The 19,276-nt window shown below is 60.3% G+C and carries 17 protein-coding genes; 13 read left to right on the top strand and 4 right to left on the bottom strand.

What is annotated here, in order from left to right; all coding sequences use genetic code 11:
• Positions 1–6 precede the first annotated feature (6 nt).
• From DXY30_RS06800 to dacB, 3 genes are all read left to right on the top strand, one after another.
• Positions 7–723 (top strand): DUF1995 family protein, encoded by a 717-nt coding sequence (locus DXY30_RS06800; protein WP_115093943.1) that lies wholly within the window; start codon positions 7–9, stop codon positions 721–723.
• Positions 724–785: 62 nt separating this feature from the next.
• Entirely contained in the window at positions 786–1,292 is a 507-nt protein-coding gene (locus tag DXY30_RS06795; protein ID WP_115093941.1) for a DUF4330 domain-containing protein, read from the top strand.
• Positions 1,292–2,596 (top strand): D-alanyl-D-alanine carboxypeptidase/D-alanyl-D-alanine-endopeptidase, encoded by a 1,305-nt coding sequence (dacB, locus tag DXY30_RS06790; RefSeq protein ID WP_115093939.1) that lies wholly within the window; start codon positions 1,292–1,294, stop codon positions 2,594–2,596. The genes DXY30_RS06795 and dacB overlap by 1 nt, the downstream gene beginning before the upstream one ends.
• Here the strand turns inward: dacB and DXY30_RS06785 are convergent.
• Together DXY30_RS06785 and coaD are read right to left on the bottom strand one after the other, a co-directional pair.
• A complete protein-coding gene (locus tag DXY30_RS06785; RefSeq protein WP_115093937.1) occupies positions 2,541–3,647 on the bottom strand; it encodes a hypothetical protein in 1,107 nt (368 codons plus the stop codon). The genes dacB and DXY30_RS06785 overlap by 56 nt on opposite strands.
• A gap of 1 nt (position 3,648) precedes the next feature.
• Positions 3,649–4,140 carry a pantetheine-phosphate adenylyltransferase gene (gene coaD / locus DXY30_RS06780; protein WP_115023053.1) on the bottom strand — a complete coding sequence of 164 codons (492 nt, stop codon included), beginning with the start codon at positions 4,138–4,140 and terminating at the stop codon, positions 3,649–3,651.
• Between the two features lie 69 nt (positions 4,141–4,209).
• Here coaD and DXY30_RS06775 point away from each other — a divergent pair, with 69 nt between their 5' ends.
• The 7 genes from DXY30_RS06775 to DXY30_RS06745 are packed head-to-tail and all read left to right on the top strand — an operon-like array spanning position 4,210 to position 10,306.
• Positions 4,210–4,692 carry a flavin reductase family protein gene (locus DXY30_RS06775; RefSeq protein WP_115024162.1) on the top strand — a complete coding sequence of 161 codons (483 nt, stop codon included), beginning with the start codon at positions 4,210–4,212 and terminating at the stop codon, positions 4,690–4,692.
• Between the two features lie 9 nt (positions 4,693–4,701).
• Positions 4,702–6,693, top strand: coding sequence for an excinuclease ABC subunit UvrC (uvrC, locus tag DXY30_RS06770; protein WP_115093934.1), 1,992 nt, complete (start codon positions 4,702–4,704; stop codon positions 6,691–6,693).
• The gene (locus tag DXY30_RS06765) at positions 6,690–6,977 is read left to right on the top strand and encodes a hypothetical protein (RefSeq protein ID WP_115093932.1); all 288 of its coding nucleotides are present in this window, start codon (positions 6,690–6,692) and stop codon (positions 6,975–6,977) included. The genes uvrC and DXY30_RS06765 overlap by 4 nt, the downstream gene beginning before the upstream one ends.
• A gap of 2 nt (positions 6,978–6,979) precedes the next feature.
• Entirely contained in the window at positions 6,980–8,467 is a 1,488-nt protein-coding gene (locus DXY30_RS06760; RefSeq protein ID WP_115093930.1) for a cryptochrome/photolyase family protein, read from the top strand.
• Between the two features lie 35 nt (positions 8,468–8,502).
• Positions 8,503–9,075, top strand: a complete 573-nt coding sequence (gene hemJ / locus DXY30_RS06755; protein ID WP_115023060.1) for a protoporphyrinogen oxidase HemJ — start codon at positions 8,503–8,505, stop codon at positions 9,073–9,075.
• Between the two features lies 1 nt (position 9,076).
• Complete coding sequence (locus DXY30_RS06750) at positions 9,077–9,724, top strand: PHP domain-containing protein (RefSeq protein ID WP_115093928.1); 648 nt, start codon at positions 9,077–9,079, stop codon at positions 9,722–9,724.
• Positions 9,725–9,751: 27 nt separating this feature from the next.
• Positions 9,752–10,306 (top strand): hypothetical protein, encoded by a 555-nt coding sequence (locus DXY30_RS06745; RefSeq protein ID WP_115093926.1) that lies wholly within the window; start codon positions 9,752–9,754, stop codon positions 10,304–10,306.
• Here DXY30_RS06745 and cobN read toward each other — a convergent pair.
• Positions 10,296–14,024, bottom strand: coding sequence for a cobaltochelatase subunit CobN (gene cobN, locus DXY30_RS06740; protein ID WP_115093924.1), 3,729 nt, complete (start codon positions 14,022–14,024; stop codon positions 10,296–10,298). The genes DXY30_RS06745 and cobN overlap by 11 nt on opposite strands.
• Positions 14,025–14,089: 65 nt before the next feature.
• Between cobN and DXY30_RS06735 the strand changes: the two genes are divergently transcribed.
• From DXY30_RS06735 to DXY30_RS06725, 3 genes are read left to right on the top strand one after another with little or no spacing between them, the layout of a single operon-like run.
• A complete protein-coding gene (locus DXY30_RS06735; RefSeq protein WP_115023068.1) occupies positions 14,090–15,004 on the top strand; it encodes a branched-chain amino acid transaminase in 915 nt (304 codons plus the stop codon).
• A gap of 52 nt (positions 15,005–15,056) precedes the next feature.
• Positions 15,057–18,683, top strand: a complete 3,627-nt coding sequence (gene metH / locus DXY30_RS06730) for a methionine synthase (protein WP_115093922.1) — start codon at positions 15,057–15,059, stop codon at positions 18,681–18,683.
• A 46-nt stretch (positions 18,684–18,729) separates the two neighbouring features.
• Entirely contained in the window at positions 18,730–19,002 is a 273-nt protein-coding gene (locus DXY30_RS06725; RefSeq protein WP_115023072.1) for a DUF4090 family protein, read from the top strand.
• A 34-nt stretch (positions 19,003–19,036) separates the two neighbouring features.
• On the opposite strand, the gene DXY30_RS06720 is transcribed toward DXY30_RS06725, so the two are convergent.
• Positions 19,037–19,267, bottom strand: coding sequence for a hypothetical protein (locus DXY30_RS06720; RefSeq protein ID WP_115023074.1), 231 nt, complete (start codon positions 19,265–19,267; stop codon positions 19,037–19,039).
• Between the last annotated feature and the right edge of the window lie 9 nt (positions 19,268–19,276).

Genomic DNA, 19,276 nt, shown 5'->3' with positions numbered 1-19,276 from the left:
TTGGCGATGACTCATTCCGACGCCCCCTGTCTCGACCTCCCCGCGGATCTGCTCGCAGCCGAGGAGGCCATGTTGCAAGCCGCTCTGGCAGCGGTGGGTTCCGGCGACGGCCATCGCTGGGCAGCAAGCCTGCGGTTTGAGGGGTTGCGACTGCTGCCGGTGGCGGTGCGTCTGGCCCGTTCACTCATCGTTGCCGGTCAGCAGCTGGTGATGGTCTGGCCCGACGCCGGCGCTGCAGCCCTAGCGCGGCGTGATGCGGAGGATCTCAAAGACGTGATCCTCGACTTCAATCAGCTGAAACGCTCGGACAGCACAACTCCCGATACGCGCCTGCTCCTCGCGGTGAATCCTTCGCCCGCTGATTACGAGGAGTTCCAGGCCTTGTGCGAAAACCATGCCGGAGTGATCCTGATGCTGAATGGACGTCTTGAAGACGCCGCTGTAGGGATCGGCAGCGTGGCCCGGGAGCGCCGCAAGGGTTTCGTGGCCAGTTGGCAACAGGCCTATTGGCTCCAGCCGTTGGATGGAGGAGCGCTGATGCGCTGCTTCCCCGATGACTGGCGTCTCTATCGCCAGGATCCCGATGGGTACCGGCAATTGGAGGTGCTTCCCGAACGCCCGGACCCTGACACCACCGCAGCTCTGCTGGCTGGGGAAGATCCTGACAGCATCAAGCAGCAGCTCTCCGGCGTTGATCGCTTCCTTGATGGTCTTCGCAATTGAGATGCGGTTGGCTTGATCCAGGATCAGACACTCTTTAAGGTTCGTGCCCAAGCTCCCCTTCGATGGTGCTCAACAGGCTGCGATCCTTTTCTCCCATCGATGCAGTGGCAGCTGTTGTCGCCCTGGCAGCTCTGGGTGGAGTGATCTGGTCCCCCAAGCTCTCGAATGCAGTCGCGAAAGCGACTGGTGCCGTGAAGCCTGTGCGGGTCAGCGTGGATGTGCGTCATCTGTACAGCGCCAATCCCGAGCAACTGCTGAATTCAGCCCGGGAGGAAGCGGCGCTCAACATCGTGATACGGAACCAACCAGCCGGCCGTGTGACTTTGGTTTCGGTGGATGACCTCACCAATTCCCTGACGGCAGTTCAGCCCGATGGTTCGGTGGTTGTTGCTGATGCCCCCAGCACCGCCCTCCCCCGACATGCTCGTTTTGTGATGGAGGCCAATGCGGAGATCAAACCTTCCGGTGTTGTGATTGGCGGGACCAAGCTCAAGGTGGGTGTCCCCGTTGAGCTTGAAGGACGTCTCTACCGCTTAAACGGTGTCGTCAGTGGAGTGACGCCTCTGTGATGCGCTCTGCTCTATTCACCCTGCTTTTGTTGGCTCCCCAGTTGCCCCTGAGGGCAGCAACTCCGTTGCTGGCACCGCCACCGGTGGTTCAACGCCAAGGCCAAGTGCTGCTCACCGGTGGAGCCCTTTGTCCGGCATTGCAATCGGCCCTGGAAACCGCTGTAGGTCCGGAAAAGCGGGTGTGGAGCGTCAGTGTTGTGGATCAACGCGGCCAGTTGCTGGCTGAGCTGAACGGGGGGGTTCCCCGTGTTCCAGCATCCAATCAAAAACTGGTCAGCACGGCCTTTGCTCTGGATCGCCTCGGTCCCGACTTCAGGCTGAAAACACAGTTGTTGCGTCATTCCGATGGGACGCTTGAAATTGTTGGGGAAGGGGATCCCGACCTCAGCATTGCGGAGATCCAGAAGTTCGCCATGGTCGCGCTCGGCCAGGGCGGCTCTCGCACCCCGATCAGCCTTTCAACAGTGCCTGTGCAGTTGATGGTGCGAGAGGAACCGCGGCAGCGCTGGTGGCCCGCCGACTGGGACCCCGCGGATCGCTCCTATGCCTACGGCGCTCCGATCACCCGCCTCGCTCTCACCAGCAATGCACTGCATATGGCGGTGATGGATCCAGCGGCACGGTTGCAGCGGATTCTGAATTCCACCATCCGTCAGCAGGGGGGGCAGATCCGTCTTCAGATGGTTGACCAGCAGACCCGAGAAGCGGTAACTGCGCGGAGTGATGAGGCGAGTGTGGTGCTGCACAGCGAGGATTCAGCGCCGATGCATGCTCTGCTCAGCCTTGCCAACACGGAGAGCCATAACTTCACCGCCGAGGTACTGATGCGCGAAGCCGCAGACGCCTGGGACGTGAATCATGCGGCCCTGGCCACCACCCGTTGGATGCAGGCGCAGGGACTTCCCATGACGGGACTGCGGGTGAGGGACGGAAGTGGACTCTCAAGGGGCAACCGTCTCACCAGTCGTTCCCTCTCCGTTCTGCTGTGGCGCATGGCGCAACATCCCCTGGGGGCCTACTACCAGGCGTCGATGGCGATCGCCGGACAGAGGGGAACGCTGCGCAACTATTTCCGGGGTACGTCGCTCCAAGGGCGTTTTTGGGGCAAAACAGGAACCCTGACCGGTGTTCGCTCTATTTCGGGAATTCTTGAAACCGCTGATGGGCCCCGCTACGTGAGCATGATCTCCAACGGGGCCTATGCACCCAACAGCGTGATGGGTCAAATCCTTCTGGCAAGCCAGCGGGTCAGCCGTTGCCCCTCATGGAACGCAGGCGGGATGCCGCACGGTGTGCCCGACTAATCGGCACGGTCTTGGAGTCCTCTCCACCGTTGGCCGCAGGGGTAGCTGAACGGATTGTCTGAATCTTGGATAGCTCCTGACGCCCGGCCATGACCACCTGGGCCATTTCTTTCAAACGCACTTCCAGCTCACCCAGGGTCTGTTCCGCGTAACGGTTAGCGCCATCCTGAACACCGGCAGCCTCCTGACGGCTGCGCTGGATCAGCGATTCGCACTGCTGCTGGGTCTGCTGGCGGAACTGAAGCGCATCGTTGTGGATCCGCTCGGCCTCGTCGCGGCCTTCCTTCTGAAGGCGCAGGGCTTCACGGCGGATGGTTTCCAGGTCCTGCAGTGCTTGTTGGCGGGTGTTCTCGTGTTGCTCAAGGTGTTGACGCTTGAGCTCGGCAATCTCCTTCTCCATCGACTGAAGCTGAAGCTGGGCCTGTTGGCGGTTCGCTTCATGCTGATCAGCGTGTTGCCGCTTGAGCTCAACAGCGTTTTTCTCAATCTGCTGGATTTGTTTCTGGGCCTGTTGGCGGCTCGCTTCGTGTTGTTCGGCGTGCTGACGCTTCAGTTCAATCGCCTCTTGATCCAGTTGCTGGCGACGCTCCAGGGCCTCCTGCTCCAGCTGCTGCCGGCGGGCAGAGAACTGTTGCTCCATCTGTGCCAGCTTGCTTTGCATCTCCTGTTCGAGCTTTGCGCCCTGCTGACGCGTCGTTTGAAGTAGTTGCTCACACTGCTGGCGGGTCTCATCACGCATCTCATTCACCTGCCGCTCCGCTTCCTGGCGGATGGCGGCATTGTTCACCAGCTGTTCGCGCTGGCGCTGGGCCTGATCAACGATTTCCTCTGCGCTCTTGCGGGCGGTGTTGATGAACTCGTCGCGCCGATCAATCAGCTTGGCGGCACGCTCAAGATCTGTTGGAAGTCCTTCCCGTACGGCATCGAGAAGCTCCACGGCATCTGTTTCATTGACCAGACGTCCGCCGGTGAAAGGGAGTCGACTGCCTTCCAGAACAACTTCCTCCAACTGGTCGAGTTGATCGAGAACGGTGAACCGGACGTCGTTCATCTCAGCTGGTTGGGAAAGCCGAATTAAAGAGCCTGTTGAGGTCCTTCGCCACCTCTGGCGGCACCATGTGGTCGATGGATCCGCCAAAGCGGGCCACTTCCTTCACCACGGAGCTGCTGAGGAAGCTGTGCCGAGCAGTCGTGGCCATGAACACGGTCTCCAGATCCTCCGCTAGCGACCGGTTGGTGTGGGCGATCTGTAGCTCATATTCGAAGTCACTCATCGCTCGCAGGCCCCGCAGGATTAAGTCGGCGCGATGGGTGACAGCGCAGTTCACCGTGAGGCCATCGAAACTGATCACCTCAACGCCAGACAAATGGTGCGTCGATGTGCGGATCTGTTCGATTCGTTCTTCGATCGTGAAGGCAGGTCGCTTGCTCGGATTGCTGAGCACGGCAACGACCACTTCGCCAAAGAGACTTACCGCCCGCTCAATCAGGTCCATATGACCGTTGGTGAGGGGGTCGAAACTGCCTGGGTAGAGCGCCCGCATCGGGAATCAGCGATGGGCGGATCCTATGCAGCGGATTGCTGTTTAGATTTCGTCCATCGCACCCGTGCCATGAGCCTCGACGCTGACGCCAAGAAGGTCCTGCTCCGCAAGATCCCCCATGGGCTTTTCATCTGCGGCGTTCGCAACGGCGATGAGGTCAATGGTTTCACCGCCAGCTGGGTGACACAGGGATCCTTCGAACCACCTCTGGTGGTGATGGGCGTTCGAGCCGACAGCAGCAGTCACGCCATCATCGAAGCCACCGGCAAGTTCTCCCTGAATGTGCTGCGGGCCGACCAAAAAGATCTGGCTGCCGTTTTCTTCAAGCCCCAAAAGGCGCTTGGTGGTCGTTTTGAGGCGGCACCTTTTGAAGAGGGAGAGCTCGGCTTGCCTCTCCTCACCGATGCCGTCGGTGGTGTGGAGTGCGAACTCGTGGGGTCGATCAAGCATGGTGACCACACGGTCTTTGTTGGAGAAGTGAAAACAGCGCGTCTGATCGCTGATGGTGATGCGCTGAATCTGGCCAGCACCGGCTGGAATTACGGCGGCTGAGCTGACGAGGTGGATCCAGCTCCAGCTCCCGGTTCACCGCTGCTGACGCAGCCTGAACGTCTTGAACACCGCCTGAAGGAGATTCCCGCTGAACCGGGTTGCTATCTGATGCGGGACGGCGACGACCGGATCCTCTACGTCGGTAAGTCCAAGTCCTTGCGCAGTCGGGTGCGCAGTTATTTCCGCAGTAGGCACGATCTGTCGCCACGGATCCGCCTGATGACGCGTCAGGTCTGCGAGATCGAATTCATCGTGACCGACAGCGAGGCGGAAGCCCTCGTTCTTGAATCCAACCTGATCAAGAACCATCAGCCTCACTTCAACGTGCTGCTGAAGGACGACAAGAAATACCCCTACCTCTGCATCACTTGGAGTGAGCCCTATCCACGGATTTTCATCACCCGTCGCCGTCGTTTCCGCAGTCCCCTGGACCGCTTCTACGGGCCCTATGTCGATGTTGGGCTGTTGCGTCGCACGCTGTTTCTGGTGAAACGCGTCTTCCCGCTGCGGCAGCGGCCACGACCGATGTATCCCGACCGCACCTGCCTCAACTACAACATCGGCCGCTGTCCGGGGGTTTGTCAGGAAAAAATCAGCTCCGAGGACTACCACCGCACCATCCGCAAGGTGGCGATGGTGTTTCAGGGCCGCAGCGATGAGTTGCAGCAGCTGCTTCAGGAGCAGATGGGGCGTTACGCCGAGCGGATGGATTACGAATCGGCAGCCCGGGTGCGCGATCAACTTCAGGGTCTGGATCAGCTCACCGCAGACCAAAAGATGAGCCTGCCGGACTCGTCCGTCAGCCGTGATGTTCTTGCCCTTGCGTTTGATGAGCGGCTGGCGGCCGTCCAGCTGTTTCAGATGCGTGCCGGGAAGCTGGTGGGACGTCTCGGCTTCACCGCCGATGCGTCCGGTTTGGAGCCTGGCCTGATCCTGCAGCGCGTGATTGAAGAGCACTACAGCCAGGTGGATTCCGTTGAGGTTCCGCCCGAGCTTTTGGTTCAACACGCTTTGCCCCAGCAGACGCTGATGGAGGACTGGTTGTCGGAACAACGGGAGCGTCGGGTACAGATCCACTGCCCGCAGCGCCAGCAAAAGGCAGACCTGATCGAACTGGTTCAGCGCAATGCTGAGTTTGAGTTGCTTCGTGCCAAGCAGGGGCAGGAGAAGCAGTCTTTGGCGACGGAGGATCTGGCGCAGCTTCTGGAGTTACCGACCCCGCCGCGGCGGATTGAGGGGTATGACATCAGCCACATCCAGGGCAGCGATGCCGTGGCCTCGCAGGTGGTGTTCATTGATGGACTGCCCGCCAAGCAGCATTACCGCAAATACAAAATCCGCAGCAGCAGCATCCGAGCTGGCCACAGCGACGACTTCATGGCGATGGCGGAAATCATGCGTCGCCGTTTTCGACGTTGGGCTCGGGCGAAAGCTGAGGGCGTGGATGTGGGGGCGCTGCGACACAAAGGGGGCAGTGCGCTGCAAACCGACGGCCTTAACGACTGGCCTGATGTGGTGATGATCGATGGGGGCAAGGGCCAGCTTTCGGCCGTGATGGAGGCCCTCCGCGAACTGGATCTCCATGAGGATCTGAACGTCTGCTCCCTCGCCAAACAGCGCGAAGAGGTTTTTCTCCCGGGTGAAAGCCAACCGCTGGAGACTGAACCGGACCAGCTCGGTGTTGTGCTTCTGCGCCGGTTGCGGGACGAAGCTCACCGTTTTGCCGTCACCTTCCATCGCCAGCAGCGGGGAGAACGGATGAAGCGGTCTCGCCTGTCTGACATCCCAGGGGTTGGGCCGAAGCGGGTGAAGGATCTTCTGGCCCATTTTCATTCGATTGATGCCATCCAGTTGGCGTCGATCGAGACCCTCTCCAAAGCACCTGGGGTGGGCCCCGCGCTGGCCCGCGATATCCATGACTTCTTCCACCCTTCCGAGGACGGAGACGACGGTGTTAACGGGGCTGCTTTAGAAGAACAGCCTCAGGAACTCTCCGCATGATCCGTCATCTCTGCATGGCCCTGGCAGGAGTGCTTCTATTCGCCACCCCGGTTTGGGCGTCTCCCGGCCTCTGCACAGGGCCTGTGTGTGCCGACGGCATCACCCGCAGTGCCAAGAATCATTGGCAGTTGGTGCTGCGTCTCATCGACCAGCAGGGCCATCACGAAAAGGTGGTCATGAATTGCCGGGCCGGCCAGCTGAGCCCGATGTCCGGTCCTGTGGACCGGGCCTATGCCACCGCCCTGGGTCGTCGTGCCTGCCGTCTTGCGGGTGAGGACAGCTGACGGTGGACCTCAGCCTCGTTTTTCCCCATCAGCTGTTTGAGCACCACCCTGCGATTCGTCCAGGACGGCCCGTTGCCCTGATCGAGGATTCGCTCTTCTTTGGTTCCGACCCCACCTGGCCGATGCAAGTGCATCGGCAGCGTCTTCTCCTTCATCGAGCATCGATGACGGCCTACGCCGAGATGCTTCAAGCCAAGGGCCTCACCGTTCTGCGCGTTCTGCAGGGGCAGGTGGGCGACACCGATGAGATGCTGGCTGATCTAGTGGCTCAGGGATACCGCTTTTTTTATCTGGCGGATCCGGTGGACGACGTCCTCTCGAAACGGATCTCAGCCTTTGCATCGCGGCATCAATGCGGCCTAGAGATCGTCCCCACACCGATGCTGCTCACCCCAGCTGCGGTGATCGATGAACACTTCGCTGCTGGCAAGAAGCCCTTGATGGGTCGCTTCTACGAGATGCAGCGCAAGCGACTGGATCTGTTGATCGAACCTGAGGGTGGCCCCGTTGGCGGGCGCTGGAGTTTTGATGCCGATAACCGCAAGAAGCTGCCCAAAGGCATTGTTGTTCCTGATCCACCAGTGGAGCGCTCGACGGCAGCCGTTGACCAAGCGCGGCAGCAGCTGATCGAGGAGGGTGTGGCTGGTATCGGCAGCTGGGATTCGTTTCATTACCCCGTGACCCATTCCGAAGCTGCCCGCTGGCTGGATGGGTTTCTCGACCAACGGTTGCGAGAGTTCGGGGCCTATGAAGATGCGATCAGCACCCAGCACCGGGTGATGTGGCACAGCGTGCTCACACCGATGCTGAACATCGGTCTGCTCACGCCACAACAGGTGCTGGATCGCACGCTGGAGCGAGCTGCGAGCGGCGATGTTCCCTTGAATTCACTTGAAGGATTTCTGCGTCAGATCGTCGGCTGGCGGGAGTTCATGGCCGCGATGTACCGGCGCCATGGGGTGGAGATGCGAAAGGGCAATTTCTGGGGTTTCGAAGACCGACCGATTCCCTCTGCCTTCTACAACGCATCAACGGGCCTGCCCCCGATTGATGACGCCATCCGTCATGCGCTCGAGACCGGCTACTGCCACCACATCGAACGCTTGATGCTCCTGGGCAACGTGATGCTCCTCTGCGGATTCCATCCAACCCGGATCTACACCTGGTTCATGGAGCTTTTTGTCGATGCCTACGACTGGGTGATGGTGCCCAACGTTTATGGAATGAGTCAGTTCGCCGATGGTGGGCTGTTCACGACCAAGCCCTATCTGTCGGGTTCGAATTACGTGCGCAAGATGTCGGACTACCGCAAGGGGGAGTGGTGCGACACCTGGGATGGATTGTTCTGGACCTTCATCCACCGCCATCAGGACTTCTTCCGTCGCCAATACCGGCTGGCGATGATGGCCCGAAACCTGGATCGAATGGGCCCTGATGCTCTCTTGGCCCATCAGCGCCGGGCCAGCGATTTTCTTGACGGGCTCACCTGAACCCTGCGTAAGGTCGCTTCAGATCGGCTGTGTTGATGACGTTCTCGCCCGAGGCCTACCTCTGGTTCAAGACCCTGCACATCGTTGGGGTTGTGGTGTGGTTTGCGGGCCTCTTTTACCTGGTGCGCCTGTTCATCTACCACGTCGAAACCGAGGAGCTGGCGCCGGAACTGCAACAGCCGTTCCGGGATCAGTACACCTTGATGGAGAAACGTCTCGCCAACATCATCACCACGCCCGGCATGGCTGTGGCTGTCTCGATGGCCATCGGCCTGCTGTTGGCTCAACCGTCTTGGCTTCAGCAGGGCTGGATGCACGCCAAACTTGCTTTTGTGGCAGCCCTGCTGGCCTATCACGTGTTTTGTTATCGGCTTATGGGCCAACTGCACGCGGGCACCTGCGCCTGGTCGGGCAAGCAGCTTCGGGCTCTGAATGAGCTGCCCACCCTGCTGCTGGTGATCGTGGTGATGCTGGTGGTGTTCAAGACGCAATTCCCGACAAGCGCGGCGACCTGGTTCATCGTTGCTCTGGTGGTGTTCATGGCGGCGTCGATCCAGTTCTATGCCCGCTGGCGGCGTCTGCGGGCTGAAGCCTCTGCCAAAGCCTGAGATGACCCACCCCCTCAAGGCCGTCCTCGAGCAGGTGGGACCGTCGAGCTGCCCCACCACGCACAACTTTCACTGCCACACCGTCTGCAGTGACGGAAGCCTCGAACCTCTCGAGCTCATCCAACAGGCCACCGAGCTGGGGCTCCAGCACCTGGCGGTGACGGATCACCACAGCTCCCAGGCCCATAGGGAGATCCGTGCCTGGTTAGGTCAGCAACGCGGCGCCGGTGCTGTTTGTCCCATGGTCTGGAGCGGGATGGAAATCAGTGCTTTGCTGAAGGGATGCCTTGTGCATGTTCTGGCCCTCGGCTTTGAGCTGCACCACCCAGCACTTCAGCCTTACAACCGCGGTGATGCCGTCGTTGGTGAACCTTTGCGTGCCGAGGCGGTGGTCAAGGCCATTCATGCCGCCGGCGGATTGGCAATCCTTGCTCATCCCGCCCGGTATCGCCTTGACCATGACGTTCTGATCAACGAGGCGGCTCGGCTGGGTTTCGATGGGGGTGAGGCCTGGTACGACTACGACATGCAAACGACCTGGTCTGCCAGCCCATTGATCTGCGACTCCATCGATCGTCAGCTCGGCAACCTTGGCCTTTTGCGTACGTGTGGCACTGATACCCATGGAATTGACCTTCGTGGCCGCTAAGTTCGGTCCATCTCAGTTCCGGTCGACATGGGCTTCTTGGATCGTCTGCTGAAAAAGGATTCCGCAGAGTCCGACTCCTCGATTGAGCCTCGCAAGCCAGCGAAGGAGAAGCCGGCGGAGTTCTTCCTCGATGCAGATTCCTCATCCTCACTGGGGGATGTGAACTACATGCGGGAGTCGAAAACGATTCGCCGCACCTTCCCCGGCACGGCTGCCAGCCCCGGAACGAAGGAACAGATCATGGAGGTGGCTGCCGAAACCGAGAAGCTTGAGAAGCGCAGCGAAGGCCTTGGCGGGGTCGTCAAGAAGGATGAATCCGTCAACATCACAGCCGGCATCCCCAAGCCGGTGAAGAAAACCTTTGCTGAACAGGTGAGCACGAAGGAGATGAGCCAGCGCCTCAAGGGCACGGCTATCACCGGGGTTAATACCCCTGCTGCGGCTGATGCAGCTCCTGTCGGTCGCAAGGAAGAGCTGAAGGCCCCGGCGGAACCGACGGCCAAGGTTGGCTCCGCGGCACCATCCTCCAAGCCTGGATCAATCGATCCCTTCCGTCAGATGGTCCGAGATCTCAACAAATAGGGCTGCCCCGTTCAATCTTGGCTTCGCTGCTGTTCACCAGCCGTTGCAGCAGCTGCAACTGTTCAGCAGTTGCGGTACCCCAGAGGCCTCGATTCGAGGCTTCCAAAAGTCGTTCCGCCATATCCCTAAGCACCCAGGGATTGCTGGTGCTTAGGAACTCCTGGATCCTGGGCTGGTTCAACCACTGGTCCCAGAGTGCTCCGTAACACCAATCGGGTACACGATCGGTGGAGGCGTCATAGGCGAACAGGTAATCAAGACTGGCCCCCATCTCGAAGGCCCCCTTGTAGCCGTGTTGCATCATTCCCTCGATCCAGCGGGGATTGAGCATCCGGCTGCGCATCACCTTGTCGATTTCTTTCTCGAGATGGTGCATCCGAGGCCGTTCATGGCGTGAGTGATCCCCAAACCAGAGCTGCGGACGCGCCCCGGACACCTCTTCCACGGCTGCACTCAGCCCACCCTGGAACTGGTAATAGTCGTCTGAATCGAGCAGATCATGCTCGCGGTTGTCCTGGTTGTGCAGAACCACCTGCACCCTGCCCAGTGCCTGCTCGAGTCCGGAGCGATCAAGGCTGGGAGCGTCGGAACCGTCATAGGACCACTGACTCCAGCTGAGGAAAGCCTGCGCGAGGTCTGAGCGTGACTCCCAGCTGCCACTGTCGATCAGGGCCTGAAGACCGGCTCCATAGGCACCTGGGGCTGATCCATAGATGCGGCCCTGGGGTCCCCCTTCACGGGTCAGACCCGCCAGAGGATTGACTGAGTCCGGTTCATCGAGCACTGCGACCATCGACTGGGCTTGATGCACCCAGCCCACCAACTGGGGAAAGGCATCGCGGAACAGTCCAGAGATGCGCAGCACCACATCCACCCGCGGTCGACCCAGCAATCGAGCCGGAATGACCTCGAGATCCACCAACCGACGGGTGGGGCCATCCCAGACCGGCCGAACACCGATCAGGGCCAGCAGTTGGGCGATGTCTTCTCCGCCATTGCGCATCGTGGCAGTTCCCCAGACCGATAAAGCCATATGGCGCAATGGCTCCCCTTGCTCCAGCAGATGAAGGTCCAGCAGCTGCTCCGCTGACCGACGCCCGAGATCCCAGGCCGCTTCCGTGGGCAAACCCCGTAGGTCGACCGAATAAAAATTTCGGCCCGTGGGAAGCACATCGGGACGTCCACGACTCGGAGCTCCTGAGGGTCCCGCTGCTATGCGCTGGCCTTGAATGCCCCGCAAGAAGGCCGATTTTTCGGCCCCGGCACAACCGTTCAAGCGGGGCCAGAGCTCGTTGCGGAGGTTGAACAGGCAGCGATCATCCGGGTCCCAGTTCTTGAAGGGTTCGGCCAGCCCGTCGCTTCGTTCTCCGTGGACAACCTGTCGAATCAACAGAAGCGCCTGCTGCTCAAGCCAGTCACAGCCATCTCCGACCCGACGGCAATCCGAGCCGCCCAGCCTGCTTAGCCGGTTCTGGTCGGTCTCAGACAGCCGCTCACCTTCATCCTGTTGCCAGGGGTCGAACGCCAGGCTCGCTTGCTGGGCCATGGCCTGCAGCAACCCTGGCTGCCCTTGCCGGGGCGGGCGGGCGAGTGCGATCAGCAGTTCATCGGCTGCGGCGGCAGAAGGAGCGACGCCGAACCGATGCAGCCCGGTGCGGATCTGCGATTCCTTGAGTTCGCAGAGATAGGTCTCTGCCTGATCCAGGCAGGTCTCCAGGAGTTCCGGTTGACGTCGAAGCTCCTCCCCGCTGGGAATTCCAGGCCAGTTGAGGGTCAGCAAGGTGGCATGAACCGACTGTTCCAGCACCCGCGCCCGTTCACCCCCGAGCTGACGAACCTCCACCAGTTCATCGAGAAGCCCTTCTAAGCGCTGCAATGGTCCATGCAGCCCAGCACGGCCGAGAGGAGGTGTGAGGTGGTCCAGAACGACGGCGTGACCACGTCGTTTGGCCTGGGAGCCTTCTCCGGGGTCGTTGACGATGAAGGGATAGAGGTGGGGGATGGGACCCAGGGCCAGATCGGGGCCGCAGCTCTCGCTCAGTCCCACCGATTTGCCCGGCAACCATTCGGCACTGCCGTGTTTTCCCACATGCAACATCACCTGGGTCTGATGCACCTGGCGTAGCCAGAGGTATTGGGCCAGATAACGGTGCGGTGGTGGAAGATCTGGTGAATGAAGATCAGCGATCTGATCAGCGTCGTAACCACGATCCGGTTGGATCAACACCAGCACATGACCGAAGCGCAGCCCGTGAATCGCAAAACCCTTGCTTCCGTCCAGATCGCAGGCGCTCTCCGGCGGTCCCCATCGGGATTCGATCAAGCGTCGTGCCGGCTCAGGAATTGTGCTCCACCAGTCCAAATAGATGGCAAGGGCAAGATGATCCAGCGGCGGTCGGTTCTGCCCCTCCGGTGCATTGGTCCGTCCGGCCAGAAGCTGTTGCATCAAGGCATCGCCCGTGCTTGGCAAAGACTCCGTCCCGAGGCCATAGCCCGCTTCCGCGAGCCAGGTGAGCATCCGCCACGTGCTGTCAGGTGTGTCGAGACCGACGCCATTGGCAACACGGCCATCCCGGACGGGATAGTTGGCCAGAACCATGGCGATACGACGGTCAGCGCATGGCGTCTGGCGCAGCTCGATCCAGCGGCGGCTGTGCTCTGCAAGCCATCCAATCCCCCTTGAATCCGGCTCTAGGCAGGGAATGGCTGTGGCTAGAGGTCCGGTGGCCTTCTGGTGGTCACGAAAAGCGCACGGGCGCGTGGTGATCCGCGCATCCAGTTCTGGCATCACAACCTGCAGCGAAAGATCCATCGGATTGAGCCCTTGGCTGCTCTCCAGCCACTGGGCGCGGCTGCGGCTGCTGCTGAGCAGCTGCAACACCGGTCGATCCAGGCGATCCCAGAGCGGACTGCCCAAGCCGGCTTGTTCCGCCTGGACCGAGGCAAAAGACGTGCCTGCAATGACGAGCTCTGCCCGTTGCTGCAGGAGCAGGTCATGCACTCCGGCCTGGACTGCGGGGTCTCGCAAGCTGCTGACCCAGAGCAGACAGGGTCGCAGTCCCTGCCTCCGCAGGGCGTCATTCAAGGCATCCGCCAGGGCGAGATCACCTGCTTGAAACTGGGCTCTGTAGAGCACCACTCCCACCGTGGCAGCGGATTCATCCCGCCAGTCCCAGGGCATGGGGTCAGGGCATGGCACCACCGCAATGCTCCTTGGGGACGGTGGGCTGCCGTCAAGCAGGGCCTCGAGGCATCGCAGCAGTTGGCCCATGTTCTCGATACCTCCCTCCCGCAGTAGTGCCGACAGCTGATCAGCTAGTTCAGGGCTGCAGGAGCCAAGTCCATGGAGTTCGTTGGTTTGGTCGGCGGTTCCGGCCAGGACGATCAATTCCCGTTGCGGTGCATCACTGCACCATCGCTGCAGCTGCTCGAACCCGTAGCTCCAGTGCCCACGGCTTCCCAGCAGTCGAACCACAATCAACCGAGCCGCCTGGGCGGTGGTGTTGAGGTAGTGGTCCAGCTGAGCTGGGTGTTCGAGACAACTCAGGGGTAACGCGCGGATCCGCTCGTTCCAGGCCGGGGTGAGTGGAAGGCAGGCGTCGAGGCAACTGATATCTGTGCCGGCGCTGGTCAAGAACAGCACATCTGCGCCTGGCTGCTCGACGAGCACCACGTCTTCGGGTGGGTCCAGACCCGGACAGGTGGCAAGACGATGCATGGCTCCATTCTCCGTCTCGTGGTGCCCGGTGGTGAGAAGATTCAGCGATCGGATTCATCAAGGTGATGCATCAGTTCCTGCCCTATGCCTGGTTCCAGGGCCAGTGCGTTCCCTTCGAGGAGGCCAGGATCTCCATCGCCACCCACGCCCTGCACTACGGCACCGGAGCGTTCGGCGGGATGCGGGCCATTCCCGATCCGCAGAACAGCGACACGATGCTGTTGTTTCGCGCTGATCGGCATGCACGCCGCTTGAGCCAGAGCGCCAGGTTGCTGCTAACTGATCTGAGTGAGGAGACAATCCTCTCCGCACTCACCGCAATGCTGAGGGCCAACAAGCCTGACCAGCCGATCTATTTGAGGCCCTTCGTTTACACCAGTGATCTGGGCATCGCTCCGCGACTGCACAACATTGAGACCGATTTCCTGATCTACGGACTCCCCCTGGGGGATTACCTCTCCCCGGAAGGGGTGAGCTGCAGGATCAGCAGCTGGACCCGCCAGGAGGATCGCTCGCTCCCGTTGCGCGGCAAAATCTCCGGCGCTTACATCACCAGTTCGCTTGCCAAGACGGAAGCCGTGCAGAGCGGTTTCGACGAGGCCCTGCTGTTAAACAGTCGCGGCAAGATCAGCGAAGCCAGCGGCATGAATCTTTTCCTGGTGCGCGATGGCCAACTGATTACGCCTGGCGTCGATCAGGACATCCTCGAGGGGATCACCCGCGCCAGCGTGATTGAACTGGCGAAAGCGATGGAGATCCCTGTGATCGAGCGGCCTGTCGACAAAACCGAGTTGTTCATCGCCGATGAAGTGTTTCTGTCAGGTACGGCCGCCAAGGTGACGCCGATTCGGCAGATCGAATCCACGGTTCTGAACGCCGAGCGTCCCGTGATGAATGCTTTGAAGACCAAGCTTGTTGCCATCACCGAAGGTCGGGACCCCGCCTATGAGCACTGGGTGACCCGTATTCCGATCGCCTGAAGTTCGTCCTGAGCTTTTCCTAGGATTAGCTGTCTTCCCGGGAGTGAACGGAATGGTGGTGGCGCAGGCAACCCGGCAACTCACCACCTCCCGCTTCCTGGACCATCTGCACGGTCCCGACAGGCCTGTTCTGGTGTTCGACGGTGCAACAGGCACCAGCCTTCAGGACCTAGGTCTCACGGCTGACGATTTCGGTGGGCCAGACCTGGAGGGTTGCAATGAAAACCTCGCCGTCACCAAACCGGACGCAGTCAAGGCTGTGCACCGCAAGTTCCTGGAGGTGGGCTGCGATGTCATCGAGACCGACACCTTTGGTGCGGCATCAATCGTTCTGGCGGAGTACGGCCTTGAGGACAAGGCTTTTGAGCTGAACAAACGGGCGGCGGAGCTGGCCCGGGAGATCGCCGATGAATTCAGCACCTCTGACAAACCCCGATTTGTGGCTGGGTCCATGGGACCAACCACCAAGTTGCCCACCCTGGGCCACATCGACTTCGACACGATGCGGGCCTCGTTCCGCGAGCAAGCCGAGGGCCTGATTGCCGGCAACGTCGACCTGTTCATTGTTGAGACGTGTCAAGACGTGCTGCAGATCAAGGCAGCTCTGCAGGGCATTGAAGAGGCATTTGAGGCCACCGGTGAGCGGCGGGCGCTGATGGTGTCGGTGACCATGGAAACCACTGGGACCATGCTCGTCGGCACGGACATCGCAGCGGTGGTGTCGATCCTGGAGCCCTTCCCAATCGACATCCTCGGTCTGAACTGCGCCACCGGGCCCGAGCAGATGAAGGAGCACATTCGCTACCTCTCGGAGCATTCCCCCTTCACCGTCAGCTGTATTCCCAATGCTGGTCTTCCGGAAAACATTGGTGGTGTGGCTCATTACCGCCTGACCCCGGTGGAGTTGAAGATGCAGTTGATGCACTTCGTTGAAGATCTCGGGGTGCAGGTGATCGGTGGCTGCTGCGGCACCACTCCCGCCCACATCGGCAGCCTGGCAGAACTTGCTCAGGAGCTCAAGCCAGCGGAACGCCCCTCCCGCTGGCACTGCGCCACGGCTGAGGACGTTCGCCCCAGCCTCAACTATGAACCGGCCGCATCATCGATTTACGGCGTCACGCCGTATTACCAGGACAACTCTTTTCTGATCATTGGCGAACGGCTCAATGCCAGCGGCAGCCGCAAGGTGCGTGAACTGCTGGCGGAGGAGGACTGGGACGGTTTGGTGTCGGTAGCCCGCGGCCAGGTGAAGGAGAACGCCCACGTGCTCGATGTCAACGTCGACTACGTCGGTCGCGATGGCGAACGGGACATGCATGCGCTGGTGAGTCGTCTGGTCACCAACGTCAACCTTCCCCTGATGCTCGACTCCACTGAGTGGCAGAAGATGGAGGCTGGCCTGAAGGTGGCTGGTGGTAAATGCATCCTCAATTCCACCAACTACGAAGACGGCGATGAGCGCTTCTTCAAGGTGCTTGAACTGGCCCGGCGCTACGGCGCTGCCGTGGTCGTCGGCACGATCGATGAAGACGGAATGGCCAGAACGGCTGAGAAGAAGTTCGCGATCGCCCAACGGGCCTATCGCGACGCCCTTGAATTCGGCATTCCGGCCCACGAGATCTTCTACGACCCTCTGGCGCTGCCCATCTCCACTGGCATTGAGGAAGATCGCCTGAATGGCCGGGCGACCGTCGATTCCATTCGAATGATCCGGGAGAACCTCCCAGGCGTTCACGTTGTGCTGGGGGTCAGCAATGTGAGTTTCGGTCTGTCACCGGCGGCACGGATCACCCTCAACTCGGTGTTCCTGCACGACTGCTGCCAAGCCGGCATGGATGCGGCCATCGTCAGCCCCGCCAAGATTCTTCCGCTGATCAAGATCAGCGAAGACCACCAGAAAGTCTGTCGTGATCTGATCAACGACAACCGGCGCTTTGACGACGGCATCTGTGTTTACGACCCGCTCACCGAGCTCACCACGCTGTTTGAAGGCGTCAGCACCAAAGAAGCCCGGGCGTCAGGCCCCTCATTGGCGGATCTCCCAATCGAGGAACGGCTGAAGCAACACATCATTGATGGGGAACGCATCGGCCTGGAACCGTCTCTCAATGAGGCGCTGCAGACCTATCCCCCCCTGCAGATCATCAACACCTTCCTGCTTGATGGCATGAAGGTGGTGGGTGAGCTGTTTGGCAGTGGCCAGATGCAGCTTCCCTTCGTGCTGCAAAGCGCCGAGACGATGAAATCCGCAGTGGCTCATCTGGAGCCATACATGGAGCAGATCGAAGGGGAGAGCACCAGCAAGGGCAAGTTTCTGATCGCCACGGTGAAAGGCGATGTGCACGACATCGGCAAGAACCTTGTCGACATCATCCTCACCAACAACGGCTATGAGGTGATCAATCTGGGGATCAAGCAGAGCTGTGAAGCCATCGTTGAAGCCCAGCGCGAGCACCAGGCCGATTGCATCGCTATGAGCGGACTGCTGGTGAAGTCCACGGCCTTCATGAAGGACAACCTCCAGGCCTTCAATGATGCAGAAATCGATGTTCCTGTGATCCTTGGCGGTGCGGCGCTGACGCCACGCTTTGTTCAGAAGGATTGCCGCGAGGTTTACGACGGCAAGGTGATCTACGGACGAGATGCCTTCGCTGATCTGCGCTTTATGGACGCGTTGATGGATGCCAAGCGGAACGACAACTGGACCAACTCCAAGGGATTCCTGGCAGACGCACCTCAGGGCGTTGGCTTGGATGAAGAATCGAAACTCTCTGAGGAGGCTGTCGAGCCTTCCGCCTCCGCTACGGATGCTCCAGCAGCGGATTTGCCTCCCGTCACCTCTGATCGATCTGAGGCTGTCCCCGCTGAAGCCGCACCGAAGCCGCCATTCCTGGGGTCTGCTGTGATCACCGAAGACGACATCGACATTGCCGAGGTCTTTGACTACCTCGACCGCAATGCCCTGTTCGCCGGTCAGTGGATGCTTCGCAAAACGAAGGAGCAGAGCCGGGACGATTACGAGGCGATGCTGGCTGAGAAAGCGGAGCCGGTGTTGCAGGAGTGGATGCAGCGCTGCATCGACGAGTCACTCTTGACCCCGCGGGCGGTTTACGGCTACTTCCCTGTGGGGCGCGATGGGAACAGCCTCAGGGTGTTCGATGCCGATGGCACAAGGGAATTAGGCCGATTTGATCTGCCCCGTCAACGGTCCGGCAACCGCTACTGCATCGCCGATTTCTTCAATGATCTGGATTCTGATGGACGCCCCACCGACGTGCTGCCCATGCAGGCCGTGACCATGGGACAGAAGGCGTCAGTTGTGGCGCAGGACTTGTTCAAGGGCGATCGCTACAGCGACTATCTGTACTTCCATGGTCTTGCCGTTCAGATGGCTGAGGCGATGGCGGAGTGGGTGCACGCGCGGATGCGTGCGGAACTCGGCTTTGCTGATCCCGACGAAATGGTGCTGCGGGATGTTCTGGCTCAGCGTTATCGCGGAAGTCGCTATTCCTTCGGATATCCCGCATGCCCCAATGTGGCCGATTCCAGGCAACAGTTGGAGTGGCTTGATGCCGAGCGGATCGGCCTCACGATGGACGCCAGCGACCAGCTCGAACCGGAGCAGAGCACAACAGCACTCGTAGCTCTTCATTCGCAAGCTCGGTACTTCAGCGCCTGAGCCACGCAGGACGTCCCATAACCTGAGGCGCCCTGTTCTGTTCACCATGGCCATTGCCGGACCTGATGGTGTTGATGCCGCCATCAAGGCGGGTGTTGATCTGGATGGAAGTCCAATTCCCGAAGCAATGCTCGCTCTCTACAACCAGGTGATGGATCTTGAGAGTCAGCGTGCTCGTAGTGGTGTTGTTAAGTCGATGCGCAACCGGGTGGTCAAGACCGGAGCCAAGCATTTCGACCAGGAGACTCTGAATCAGAGGCTGCAGGAGGCCGGATGGGAGGGTCTGAAGGACAAAGAGATCGCCTTCTTCTACGGATGATTCCGGACTGATGGAGAGACTGCCTCTGCCTGACTCAGTCCTGGCAGAGCTTCTCCATGGTGTCGATCACCTCCTGCTGAAACGACTCCAGAGCGCTGGACTCACTCAGATCAAGGCCTTCCCCTGCGGCGTTCTGGGCCAGGTCCTGGAAATGAAAAGCTCCCTCTCCATTGGCAAGGAACTCGATCGGTGAGCTTTCGCCGCTCTCGCGAAATGCATCGCAGAGCGCCAGAAACGCAGCGTCTTCAGTGAACTCCCAATCCATCGAGTGGAC

This window comes from Synechococcus sp. UW106 (genome assembly GCF_900474015.1).
GTDB lineage: Bacteria > Cyanobacteriota > Cyanobacteriia > PCC-6307 > Cyanobiaceae > Parasynechococcus.
This window is presented reverse-complemented; position numbering and strand designations above follow the sequence as displayed.

Coding starts and splice junctions, on each gene's coding strand:
- DXY30_RS06800 (WP_115093943.1), top strand. CDS start 7: ATGACTCATTCCGACGCCCCCTGTCTCGACCTCCCCGCGGATCTGCTC.
- DXY30_RS06795 (WP_115093941.1), top strand. CDS start 786: ATGGTGCTCAACAGGCTGCGATCCTTTTCTCCCATCGATGCAGTGGCA.
- dacB (WP_115093939.1), top strand. CDS start 1,292: ATGCGCTCTGCTCTATTCACCCTGCTTTTGTTGGCTCCCCAGTTGCCC.
- DXY30_RS06785 (WP_115093937.1), bottom strand. CDS start 3,647: ATGAACGACGTCCGGTTCACCGTTCTCGATCAACTCGACCAGTTGGAG.
- coaD (WP_115023053.1), bottom strand. CDS start 4,140: ATGCGGGCGCTCTACCCAGGCAGTTTCGACCCCCTCACCAACGGTCAT.
- DXY30_RS06775 (WP_115024162.1), top strand. CDS start 4,210: ATGAGCCTCGACGCTGACGCCAAGAAGGTCCTGCTCCGCAAGATCCCC.
- DXY30_RS06765 (WP_115093932.1), top strand. CDS start 6,690: ATGATCCGTCATCTCTGCATGGCCCTGGCAGGAGTGCTTCTATTCGCC.
- hemJ (WP_115023060.1), top strand. CDS start 8,503: ATGACGTTCTCGCCCGAGGCCTACCTCTGGTTCAAGACCCTGCACATC.
- DXY30_RS06750 (WP_115093928.1), top strand. CDS start 9,077: ATGACCCACCCCCTCAAGGCCGTCCTCGAGCAGGTGGGACCGTCGAGC.
- DXY30_RS06745 (WP_115093926.1), top strand. CDS start 9,752: ATGGGCTTCTTGGATCGTCTGCTGAAAAAGGATTCCGCAGAGTCCGAC.
- cobN (WP_115093924.1), bottom strand. CDS start 14,024: ATGCATCGTCTTGCCACCTGTCCGGGTCTGGACCCACCCGAAGACGTG.
- DXY30_RS06735 (WP_115023068.1), top strand. CDS start 14,090: ATGCATCAGTTCCTGCCCTATGCCTGGTTCCAGGGCCAGTGCGTTCCC.
- metH (WP_115093922.1), top strand. CDS start 15,057: ATGGTGGTGGCGCAGGCAACCCGGCAACTCACCACCTCCCGCTTCCTG.
- DXY30_RS06725 (WP_115023072.1), top strand. CDS start 18,730: ATGGCCATTGCCGGACCTGATGGTGTTGATGCCGCCATCAAGGCGGGT.
- DXY30_RS06720 (WP_115023074.1), bottom strand. CDS start 19,267: ATGGATTGGGAGTTCACTGAAGACGCTGCGTTTCTGGCGCTCTGCGAT.